The sequence below is a fragment of the Streptococcus sp. 22.1 genome (genome assembly GCF_016648645.1).
Lineage (GTDB): Bacteria > Bacillota > Bacilli > Lactobacillales > Streptococcaceae > Streptococcus.
In genome coordinates this window covers 33,416-44,152 of the sequence record NZ_JACLQK010000020.1, presented here as the reverse complement: position 1 = coordinate 44,152, position 10,737 = coordinate 33,416, and the positions used below count along the sequence as shown (strand labels likewise).

At 40.6% G+C, this 10,737-nt stretch carries 9 protein-coding genes and 1 pseudogene; 5 read left to right on the top strand and 5 right to left on the bottom strand.

Going from position 1 to position 10,737, the window contains the following annotated elements:
• Positions 1–107: 107 nt before the first annotated feature.
• Positions 108–1,094 (bottom strand): L-lactate dehydrogenase, encoded by a 987-nt coding sequence (locus H7U04_RS09240; protein ID WP_073689811.1) that lies wholly within the window; start codon positions 1,092–1,094, stop codon positions 108–110.
• A gap of 220 nt (positions 1,095–1,314) precedes the next feature.
• Between H7U04_RS09240 and gyrA the strand changes: the two genes are divergently transcribed.
• The 5 genes and pseudogenes from gyrA to H7U04_RS09215 all read left to right on the top strand — a co-directional run bounded on the left by gyrA (position 1,315) and on the right by H7U04_RS09215 (position 7,467).
• The gene (gene gyrA, locus H7U04_RS09235; protein ID WP_073689812.1) at positions 1,315–3,783 is read left to right on the top strand and encodes a DNA gyrase subunit A; all 2,469 of its coding nucleotides are present in this window, start codon (positions 1,315–1,317) and stop codon (positions 3,781–3,783) included.
• Positions 3,783–4,544, top strand: coding sequence for a class A sortase (locus H7U04_RS09230; RefSeq protein WP_060972462.1), 762 nt, complete (start codon positions 3,783–3,785; stop codon positions 4,542–4,544). Before gyrA ends, H7U04_RS09230 begins: the two co-directional genes overlap by 1 nt.
• Positions 4,545–4,580: 36 nt before the next feature.
• Positions 4,581–4,982 carry a VOC family protein gene (locus H7U04_RS09225; RefSeq protein ID WP_037597911.1) on the top strand — a complete coding sequence of 134 codons (402 nt, stop codon included), beginning with the start codon at positions 4,581–4,583 and terminating at the stop codon, positions 4,980–4,982.
• A gap of 114 nt (positions 4,983–5,096) precedes the next feature.
• On the top strand, positions 5,097–6,065 hold the full coding sequence (locus tag H7U04_RS09220) for a DUF1002 domain-containing protein (protein ID WP_037600769.1): 969 nt from the start codon (positions 5,097–5,099) through the stop codon (positions 6,063–6,065).
• A gap of 139 nt (positions 6,066–6,204) precedes the next feature.
• Positions 6,205–7,467, top strand: a pseudogene (locus H7U04_RS09215) (NRAMP family divalent metal transporter).
• Positions 7,468–7,592: 125 nt separating this feature from the next.
• On the opposite strand, the gene H7U04_RS09210 reads toward H7U04_RS09215, so the two are convergent.
• The 4 genes from H7U04_RS09210 to yghU form a co-directional block, all read right to left on the bottom strand.
• Positions 7,593–7,835 carry a type B 50S ribosomal protein L31 gene (locus tag H7U04_RS09210; RefSeq protein ID WP_003093591.1) on the bottom strand — a complete coding sequence of 81 codons (243 nt, stop codon included), beginning with the start codon at positions 7,833–7,835 and terminating at the stop codon, positions 7,593–7,595.
• 104 nt (positions 7,836–7,939) lie between these two features.
• A complete protein-coding gene (locus H7U04_RS09205; RefSeq protein ID WP_073689815.1) occupies positions 7,940–8,872 on the bottom strand; it encodes an FAD:protein FMN transferase in 933 nt (310 codons plus the stop codon).
• On the bottom strand, positions 8,859–9,803 hold the full coding sequence (locus H7U04_RS09200) for a DHH family phosphoesterase (protein WP_110981466.1): 945 nt from the start codon (positions 9,801–9,803) through the stop codon (positions 8,859–8,861). The genes H7U04_RS09205 and H7U04_RS09200 overlap by 14 nt, the downstream gene beginning before the upstream one ends.
• An 80-nt stretch (positions 9,804–9,883) precedes the next feature.
• On the bottom strand, positions 9,884–10,672 hold the full coding sequence (yghU, locus tag H7U04_RS09195) for a glutathione-dependent disulfide-bond oxidoreductase (RefSeq protein ID WP_037600817.1): 789 nt from the start codon (positions 10,670–10,672) through the stop codon (positions 9,884–9,886).
• Positions 10,673–10,737: the final 65 nt, after the last annotated feature.

The window sequence follows — 10,737 nt, the reverse complement described above, 5'->3', positions numbered from 1 at the left end:
AAAGGACTCAGTCCTGTACAATACAGAACTAAATCCTTTGCTTAAATTATTTGTCTAACTTTTTGGGGTCAGAACATACTGGAGACTTTTATTTAACTAATGTTAGATTAGTTTTTTGAAGCTTCTTGGAATTCAGGGTTTTTCCATGCTTCATCAATGATAGCTTGCAATTCGTCAGCAGAAGCTTTCATTTTTTGTTGTTCAGCATCGTTCAATGGGATGTTAACTGGACGTACGATACCGTGTGCACCTACGATTGCAGGTTGACCGATAAAGACGTTGCTTACACCATATTGACCTTCTTGGAATACAGACAATGGAAGTACTGCATTTTCATCGTCAAGAATAGCTTTAGTGATACGAGCAAGGGCAACGGCGATACCATAGTAAGTAGCACCTTTTTTGTTGATGATTGTGTAAGCGGCATCACGAACACCTTCGAACAATTCAACCAATTCAGATTCTTGAACGTTTTGAGTGTCTTTAAGGAATTCTTCAAGGTTTACACCGGCGATGTTAGCGTGTGACCAAACGGCAAATTCTGAGTCACCGTGTTCACCCATGATGTAGGCGTGAACTGAACGAGCATCAACGCCAAGTTTTTCAGCAAGTGCTTGACGGAAACGAGCTGAGTCAAGTGAAGTACCTGAACCGATAACGCGTTCTTTAGGGAATCCTGAGAATTTCCATGTTGAGTAAGTCAATACGTCAACTGGGTTAGCTGCTACAAGGAAGATTCCTTTGAAGCCTGATTCAACAACTTGAGTAACGATAGATTTGTTGATAGCAAGGTTTTTACCAACAAGATCAAGACGAGTTTCACCTGGTTTTTGTGGAGCACCAGCAGTGATAACTACAAGGTCAGCATCCGCACAGTCTTCGTATTTAGCTGCGTAGATTTTTTTAGGTGAAGTGAAAGCAAGCGCGTGGCTTAGGTCAAGTGCATCACCAACAGCTTTTTCGAACAATTGTGGAATTTCGATGATACCAAGTTCTTGAGCGATACCTTGGTTTACAAGTGCGAAAGCGTAAGATGAACCTACGGCACCGTCACCAACGAGGATGACTTTTTTGTGTTGTTTAGTTGCAGTCATGGGTCTAAACATCTCCTTATTTTTTAATTGGGTTACCCCGTACACTGCTTATTCTACCACTTTAAGTGATGGATGTCACGAAATAATAAGGAAATAATAGATGAAAGCGTTTACACAACTGAAAAGTAAAGCGTTTTATGGTATAATATTATAGAAATTTTCTATACTCTTTTATTAGAGTTTGGAATGATTTGAATGAAAGAAAAGAGGCATTTTTAGAGTGCAAGATAATAATTTAATTGACGTTAATTTGACGTCTGAGATGAAGACAAGCTTTATCGATTATGCCATGAGTGTTATCGTGTCTCGTGCTCTCCCAGATGTTCGTGACGGTTTAAAACCTGTACAACGTCGTATTCTATATGGAATGAATGAGCTTGGGGTGACACCTGATAAGCCACATAAAAAATCTGCCCGTATTACCGGGGATGTCATGGGTAAATATCACCCACACGGAGACTCATCTATCTATGAAGCCATGGTTCGTATGGCGCAATGGTGGAGCTACCGTTACATGTTGGTTGACGGTCACGGGAACTTTGGTTCTATGGATGGTGATGGGGCTGCCGCTCAGCGTTATACTGAGGCGCGTATGTCTAAAATCGCCTTGGAAATGCTTCGTGATCTCAATAAGAATACCGTTGATTTTCAAGATAACTATGATGGATCAGAACGTGAGCCAATCGTTCTTCCGTCACGTATTCCAAACCTTCTTGTCAATGGTGCGACAGGGATTGCCGTTGGTATGGCGACTAACATCCCACCACACAATTTGGCTGAAACGATTGATGCTGTCAAATTGATGATGGATAATCCTGAAGTCACAACACTTGAACTGATGGAAGTTCTTCCTGGTCCAGACTTTCCAACTGGTGGCTTGGTCATGGGGAAATCTGGTATTCACCGTGCATATGAAACTGGTAAGGGTTCTATTGTTCTTCGTTCGCGTACTGAAATTGAAACAACTAAATCAGGTCGTGAGCGTATTGTTGTCACTGAGTTTCCTTACATGGTCAATAAGACCAAGGTTCATGAACATATCGTTCGTTTAGCTCAAGAAAAGCGTATTGAGGGGATTACAGCAGTCCGTGACGAGTCTTCTCGTGAAGGCGTACGCTTTGTCATCGAAGTGCGTCGTGATGCTTCTGCCAATGTTATCTTGAACAATTTGTTCAAATTAACGCAACTTCAGACTAACTTCAGCTTCAACATGTTGGCCATTGAAAAGGGTGTTCCTAAAATCCTTTCTTTGCGTCAAATCTTGGCTGACTATATTGCTCACCAACAAGAAGTTGTGGTTCGTCGTACACAGTTTGACAAGGATAAGGCTGAGGCACGTGCCCATATTTTAGAAGGTTTGTTGATTGCCCTTGATCATTTGGATGAAGTGATTACGATTATCCGTAACAGTCAAACTGATGCTGAGGCTCAAGCTGAGTTGATGGCTCGCTTCGAACTCACGGAACGTCAAAGTCAAGCTATTCTTGATATGCGTTTGCGTCGTTTGACAGGTTTGGAACGTGATAAGATTCAAAATGAGTACAATGATCTCTTGGCTCTGATTGCTGATTTAGCTGATATTTTGGCAAAACCAGAACGTGTCATTGCTATCATCAAGGAAGAATTGGACGAAAGCAAGCGTAAATTTGCAGATGCTCGCCGCACAGAGCTTATGGTTGGAGAGGTCATTTCTCTTGAAGATGAGGACCTCATCGAGGAAGAAGATGTTGTTATCACTCTCTCAAATAAAGGGTATATTAAACGTTTAGCCCAAGACGAGTTCCGTTCACAAAAACGTGGTGGTCGCGGTGTCCAAGGTACTGGTGTTAACGATGATGACTTTGTTCGTGATATTGTCTCAACAAGCACTCATGATCACCTTTACTTCATGACTAATAAGGGGCGTGTATACCGTCTTAAGGGGTATGAAATCCCAGAATACGGTCGTACAGCCAAAGGCTTACCTATCGTCAATCTCTTGAAGTTGGACGAAGGTGAGACTATTCAAACAGTCATTAATGCCAAGAGTGATCAAGCTTCTGAAAATAATCACCTTGTCTTTGTAACTCGCCAAGGTCTAGTTAAACGTACAAAAGAAACGGAATTTAAGAACATTCGTCAAAATGGGTTGATTGCCTTGAAACTTAGAGAAGGTGATGAGCTAATCAATGTCTTCTTGACTACTGGTAATGAAGAAATTGTCATTGGTACTAAATTTGGTTACAGTGTACGCTTCAAAGAGGACACTATTCGAAGCATGAGTCGTATGGCTGCCGGTGTTAAAGGGGTAACTCTTCGTGATGGTGACCAAGTTGTTGGTGCAGCTGCCATTACAGAAGACCAAGAAGTCTTGATTATCACTGAAAAGGGTTACGGTAAGCGTACCTCAGCTACTGAATACCCAACGAAGGGTCGTGGTGGTAAAGGTATCAAGACTGCCAATATCACAGAGAAGAATGGTAACCTAGCAGGTATTGTAACAGTGTCTGGTGATGAGGATATCATGGTCATCACCGATACAGGTGTTATCATCCGTACTGCCGTTGCTAATATTTCACAAACTGGTCGTGCCACTCAAGGGGTTAAGGTCATGCGTTTGGATGACTCTGCTCGTATTGTTACCTTTGCTTTAGTTGAGCCAGAAGAAGTTGAACAAGCTTCCGAAGATCAAGAAAGTGGTGACAACTAATGAGCAAAGATAAGAAAAATAACGTAACAAAAAAACGCCGTAAGTGGCTTGATATTCTTCGCTGGGTGTTGATTATTGTTCTCTTGGTTGTTGGTTTAGCCTTGATTTTCAATAAGTCTATTCGAAACACAGTGATTGCTTGGAATACAAATAAGTATCAAGTGAGCAAGGTTTCTAAAAAGACTATTGAGAAAAACAAGGAAGCTAAGACTAGCTTTGACTTTGATACCGTTAAATCAATTAGTACAGAGTCTGTCTTGCAGGCACAGATGGATGCTCAAGAGCTTCCTGTCGTTGGTGGTATTGCTATTCCAGAGGTAGGTATCAATCTCCCTATTTTCAAAGGACTCGGCAATACAGAGTTGACTTACGGTGCAGGAACGATGAAAGAAGATCAAGTCATGGGTGGTGAAAACAACTATTCACTAGCTAGCCACCACGTCTTTGGTATTGCCGGTGCATCTGATATGCTATTTTCACCGCTAGATAAGGCTAAGGAAGGTATGAAGATTTATCTTACGGATAAAAATAAAGTCTATACTTATGTTATTAGTGAGGTGAAGGTTGTTCAACCAACTGAAGTAGCAGTAGTTGATGATACACCTGGCAAGTCTGAAGTTACCCTTGTAACTTGTACGGATGCCGAAGCAACTCAGCGTACAATCGTCAAAGGTGAATTGAAATCACAGGTAGATTTTGACAAGGCAAGTTCAGATATTATTGAAGCCTTTAATAAGTCATACAATCAATTTCAAAGTTAAAAAAGGGCCTTCGGGCCTTTTTCAATGGAGGAAAATATGTTTTTAAATACAGTGCACCATGTTGCTATTATTGTTTCTGATTATGACTTGTCTCGAGATTTTTATGTCAATAAACTTGGTTTTGAGATTATTCGGGAAAATCACCGTCCGGAACGTCATGATTATAAGTTAGACCTACGCTGTGGAGGTATAGAACTTGAAATCTTCGGCAATAAGACCAGTGATCCGAACTATGTGGAACCCCCAAAACGTCCGTCTTATCCTGAGGCATGTGGCTTACGTCATTTAGCTTTCAGAGTGACTAATATTGAAGAGGTCGTCAAAGAGTTAGAACAAAAGGGTATCTCCTGCCAACCTATTCGCAAGGACACTTTTACCGGTGAAAAGATGACTTTCTTTGCTGATCCAGATGGTCTTCCTTTGGAGTTGCACGAGTAGTTTTTTTAACCTTAATTTTTTAAGTCATGGTATAATAGGTGAGCGGCTGGGCCTAGAGTCAGTCGTCCTTTAGGAGATTATGGAATACTATTCTATTTTCGAAAGGAAACACACATGAAATTGAAAAAACTTCTTGTTACTGGGATGGCTATATTGGCTTCAGTAACAGCCTTTACTTCGGTTGCTCAAGCAGCAACATCATCACAAGTCCAAAAGGTTATTGATGAATCTTATGTTCAACCAGACTATGTGATGGGGTATTCATTGTCGGAAGAGCAACGAAATGAAACCTTGAATTTATTAGGGTATGATAGTAGTAAGGATACTAATGTCAAGACCTTGACGACATCTGCTTACGCCAATATCATGAATGTGGCTGACGATTCTAGTCTTCAGCTATATTCTTCGGTTAAGATTGCTAAGCTGGGTGCTAAGGAAACCTTGAGTGTAGAGATTGTGACACCGCAAAATATCACGAAAATCACTCCAGATATGTACCGTAATGCTGCCACGACACTTGGTATCGAACATGCTAAGATTACGGTAGCAGCACCAATCGCAGTTACTGGAGAAAGTGCCTTGGCTGGTATTTACTATTCCCTTGAGCAAAATGGGGCTAAAGTTTCAGATGAAAGCAAAGAGCTTGCGCAAGAGGAACTCAAAACCCTTTCTCAAATTAATGAGGAAAATTCAGGCAAGAGTGACTATGATGCGGACAAGCTTAATGTAGCTATGACTGATATTAAGTCAGCAGTTGCTGATAAAGGGGATAAGTTGACTGAAGACCAAGCTAAAACGATTGTTCAGCAAACAATTAATAATTACAACTTGAATCTTTCTGATACGCAAATTAACCTTCTGGTGAATTTTGCTATGAATTTATCTAAGTCTTCAATCATTGATAGTGCTAGCTTTAAGTCAACCTTGAGTTCACTTAAAGATTCTATCGTTTCGAAAGCTGGTAATACTTTCTCTGGAATCAACCTAAACTTTAATGCCAACAAAGCGGTTGAGAACAGCAAAAATATTTTTGCACAAATCTGGCAAGCTATCGTAGATTTCTTTACAGGACTTTCTAAATAGTAAAAGAGCTATCCATTTGGATGGCTTTTTTCTATTTTTCAGAAAATATGTGAAATTCTATTGAAATTATTCCAACAATTGTGTAAAAGGTAAACATCAATTCAGATTATTCTGAAAATTTATTTTAGGAGATTCTCTTATGTCAGAAACAAGTATATCTAGTCAGTCTACCTGGCGTAGTAAAATAAAAGCAATGGGACCTGGTATCCTAATGGCTTCAGCGGCCGTAGGTGGTTCCCACATCGTTTCATCAACTCAAGCGGGTGGTTCTTATGGATGGGCCTTGCTAGGCTTGGTTATTCTAGCTAACCTCTTTAAATACCCATTCTTCCGTTTTGGTGCTGAGTATACCGCAGATACGGGTAAAACCCTTGTTGAAGGTTATGCTGAGAAAGGTAAGTTCTATCTTTGGGTATTCTTCATTTTGAATGTCTTTTCAGCCTTGGTTAATACTGCAGGTGTTTCTATTCTTTGTTCAGCTATCATTGCTAGTGCCTTTCCAATGCTTGGTTTGAGTATTACAACATGGTCAATCATTTTGGTTGCAATCATTTGGGGTATGTTACTCTTTGGTGGTTACAAACTTCTTGATGGCATGGCTAAATGGATCATGTCAGCCTTGACTATCGCAACAGTAGCAGCAGTTATTATTGCAGCAATCAAACACCCAGAGTAAAGTGCTGACTTCGTTGAAAAAACACCATGGCAGTTAGCAGCCCTTCCATTTATCGTTTCACTTCTTGGATGGATGCCAGCTCCAATTGAAATTTCAGCCATTAACTCACTTTGGTCAGCTGAGAAAAAGAAAACTGTTGACTTTAACACTGACGATGCCCTCTTTGACTTTAACGTTGGTTTCATCGGAACAGCTATTCTTGCAGTATTCTTTGTAGCACTCGGTGCTCTTATCCAGTATCCAACTGGTAAACCAGTAGAAGCAGCATCAGCTAAGTATATTGCTCAGTTTGTTGGTATGTATGCCTCAGTGCTTGGTGAGTGGTCACGCTATTTGATTACCTTTATCGCTTTCTTATGTATCTTTGGTACTGTGATTACTGTTATCGATGGTTATTCACGTGTTAACGAAATTTCTCTTCGTCTTTTGTTTAACCAAAAGGAAAAAAATCAAACACCATTGAATGTTTGGATGACATTGACAGCTATTCTTGGTCTCATCATTATTTTCTTCTTCCAAGGTCAAGTAGCAACAATGCTTCGTTTTGCCATGATTGGTTCATTCCTTACAACACCTTTCTTTGCGCTTTTGAATTATGTACTTGTTACAAAAGCAAAGAGAGACCTTCCAACTTGGTTGAAAGGACTTGCTATTGCAGGTTTGATTTTCTTATTCGGATTTGCCCTCTTCTTTATCTGGGCTTTGGCTATTGGTAAAGCAGGTTAATAGGATTAAACGGTTTCCATATGGAAGCTGTTTTTTTATTTTAAAGGAGCGGGGGAGGAGAGATTATAGCCAAGAGAATACAAAAAAACCATTCCAATTGGAATGGCTTAACAACAAGATGTTGCTTATTTGAGACCGTATTTTTTGTTGAAACGATCCACGCGTCCGTCTGCTTGAGTGAATTTTTGACGGCCAGTGTAGAATGGGTGTGAATCTGATGAAATTTCTACACGGATAAGTGGATAAGTTTCACCTTCGAATTCAACTGTTTCGTTTGAGTGTTTAGTTGAACCGCTAAGGAATTGGTAACCAGTAGTTGTGTCCATGAATACTACTTGACGGTAATCTGGATGGATATCTTTTTTCATGTTAAAATATTTCCTTTCTGCCATGGTACTTTCCGCACCATAGTTTTTTAACTATTTTAGTTTATCAAAAGGTGGTCTTCTTGACAAGTCTTTTTTACTATTTTTTAGGAAATTCGCATTTTGTAAATGCCACTTGTCTGAAAGCATCGATTATCTTTATCAACGATGATAGCTTCAAGATTTGGTTGTGAACTAACTTCCTGGAAAATGCGTTCTAGACTTGAGCCAAATAAACGTGTCGTCCAAATTTCACCATCGACTGAGAGGGATGAAATGATGGTAAGACTAGCTAGATCACTAGAGACAGGGTAGCCAGTTTGACTATCGAAAATATGATGATAGGTTTTGCCATTTATTTCAAAAGTGCGTTCATAGATTCCTGAAGTGACAATAGATTGGTCTCTTATAGCAAGCACCATAAGATTTGTGTTTCTAGTCTCCTTGGGATTTTGAATACCAATCCGCCATTTTTTATCAGGATTATGGAGAGCTGGTCCAAAGGTTAGAACATTACCTCCAAGATTGATTAGGGCACTGGTCACTTTTTCTGCTTTAAGAAAATCTGCAATACGATCTGCAATATATCCCTTTGCCAGGGCACCAAGATCAATTTTCATCCCTTTTTCTTTGAGAAAAACGCTTTGATTTTCCTCGGATAGAACAATGGCATTGGGATTGATAATTTGTAGGAGCGGAGGAATTTCTTCAGGCAGAGGCAGCTTGGCATCCGAAAAACCAATGCGCCAAGTCTGAATGAGAGGTCCTATGGCAATGTTAAGGTGACTTTCAGGTTGGCAGCTATGCCATTTTCCAAGAGCAATAAGTTCAAAAAGCTCTGGGTGAACCGTCACCGAATGTAAGCCTGCTGCCTTGTTAATTTTCATGAGTTCGGAACTGTCATCATTGGCTGAGAAACGCTTATTGTAGGTATGTAGGAGTGCTTCAACCTGGTCTAGCAGGGGTTCTGGTTCTTCATGATAGATAGAGACGTCAATCACAGTCCCCATGAGACGTACACGACGATTAGTGAGTTGCATGGGCAACGGTATCCTTGATTTCTTGATAGATTTGTTCGTTTTCGTCTAAGCTGTAGGAATTGGCACCACTAGCAAGTGGGTGGCCTCCACCGTCATGACGTTTAGCAATCCCGTTGATGACAATGCTTTTACTGCGCAGACGTACACGGTAATGCCCTTCAGGCAGCTCTACGAAAATAGCCCAAGATTCGACGCAATCAATACGACCTGGAGTGCCAACAATTGCAGAACTTTCAGCATCAGTGACATTGAATTCATCCAAAACCTTTCGTGTCAAGACAACTCGAGCTGCACCATTTTCATCGACTTCTAGATTATCGAAAACATAACCTTGTAATTTAGCAATTTTGAATGGGAAACTATCCATACGACGAGCCATTGCTGCAAAATCAAAGTCGTATTCACGAAGTTTAGCCGCAATTTGAAGTGTTTTAGGTGTCGTAGACGGAAAGAGGAAGCGACCTGTATCGCCAACAATACCATTGTAAAGAACACGAGCAGCGGCATCTGACAAGGAAAGGCCAAGAGTGAGAGCCCAGTCAGTCACAATTTCGCTGGCACTTGAAGCAGTCGTATCAACTAAGAGGAGGTCTCCGTAGGCATCGTCGTTAGGATGATGGTCAATTTTGATAAGAAAGTCCCCCTTATCAAAACGGTCGTCGTCGATACGAGGAGTGTTGGCTGTATCGGTAACAATAACAAGCGCTCCTTCATAGTCTTGGTCAGTTACCTTATCCATTTCAGCAATCCAAGACAAGGTAGGTTCATTGACACCTGTCGCAAGAACCTTTTTATCTGGAAAGTTTGTTTTTAAAATTTCCTTCAGTCCTACCTGACTACCAATGGCATCAGGGTCAGGTCTTTGGTGGCGGTGAATAATAATAGTGTCATAGGCTTTAATTTTTTCTAAAATAGCTTGAAATACAGTCATGAATGTCTCCTTGTGATTTTCTTTCTATTATATCATGAAACAATAGAAAAACGGTTAGCCTAGGCAAACCGTTATAAAAATTAGATCTCTTTATAGTCGACTTCAAGTCCCCGTTTAACCGCTGGACGGTCAGCAATTTTTTCAGTCCAAGCTTGAAGGTGCTTGTATTCTTTAACATCAAGGAAAATACCAGCCTTGTCCCAGATCTTATCTTGAGCAAGACGACCATACCAAGACCAGATAGCGATATCAGCGATAGTATACTCATCACCAGCAATATAAGGTTTGGTTGCTAATTCTTTATCAAGCAAGTCAAGTTGGCGTTTGGCTTCCATGGCAAAACGGTTGATGGCATATTCGATTTTTTCAGGTGCATAGTGGAAGAAGTGCCCAAAGCCACCACCTAGAAAAGGAGCAGCACCTGTTTGCCAAAAGAGCCAGTTGAGAACTTCTGTATGTTTTGCGTGATCAGTTGGAATGAGTTTGCCGAATTTTTCAGCCAAGTAAAGGAGGATGTTAGCTGATTCGAAGACACGAACTGGTTGGTCTTCAGAGTAATCCATCATGGCTGGAATCTTTGAGTTTGGATTGATTGAAACAAAATCTGAGCCGAATTGGTCACCATCACCAATCTTAATACGATAAGCGTCATAACCCGCTTGAGTCACACCAAGTTCTTTCAATTCTTCCAGCATGATAGTTGCCTTGATACCATTTGGTGTCGGAAGAGTATAGAGTTGGAAAGGTTGGTCACCTTTAGGTAGAGTTTGTTCAAAACGTGCACCAGCTGTAGGTTGATTGAGGCCACCCCAGGCACCTCCCATAGAGGTTGGGTTTTCCCAAACTTCTGGTAAAATATAGTCAGACATAAAGTTTCTCCTTGTATTCTTGATAGTTACATCCTAACAAAATGCTAATGGCATTTCAAGAATCT

Bases quoted from the DNA above. Each gene is read 5' to 3' on its own strand.
- H7U04_RS09225 (WP_037597911.1), top strand. From the start codon at position 4,581: ATGTTTTTAAATACAGTGCACCATGTTGCTATTATTGTTTCTGATTAT.
- H7U04_RS09200 (WP_110981466.1), bottom strand. From the start codon at position 9,803: ATGACTGTATTTCAAGCTATTTTAGAAAAAATTAAAGCCTATGACACT.
- yghU (WP_037600817.1), bottom strand. From the start codon at position 10,672: ATGTCTGACTATATTTTACCAGAAGTTTGGGAAAACCCAACCTCTATG.
- H7U04_RS09240 (WP_073689811.1), bottom strand. From the start codon at position 1,094: ATGACTGCAACTAAACAACACAAAAAAGTCATCCTCGTTGGTGACGGT.
- H7U04_RS09230 (WP_060972462.1), top strand. From the start codon at position 3,783: ATGAGCAAAGATAAGAAAAATAACGTAACAAAAAAACGCCGTAAGTGG.
- H7U04_RS09205 (WP_073689815.1), bottom strand. From the start codon at position 8,872: ATGCAACTCACTAATCGTCGTGTACGTCTCATGGGGACTGTGATTGAC.
- H7U04_RS09220 (WP_037600769.1), top strand. From the start codon at position 5,097: ATGAAATTGAAAAAACTTCTTGTTACTGGGATGGCTATATTGGCTTCA.
- H7U04_RS09210 (WP_003093591.1), bottom strand. From the start codon at position 7,835: ATGAAAAAAGATATCCATCCAGATTACCGTCAAGTAGTATTCATGGAC.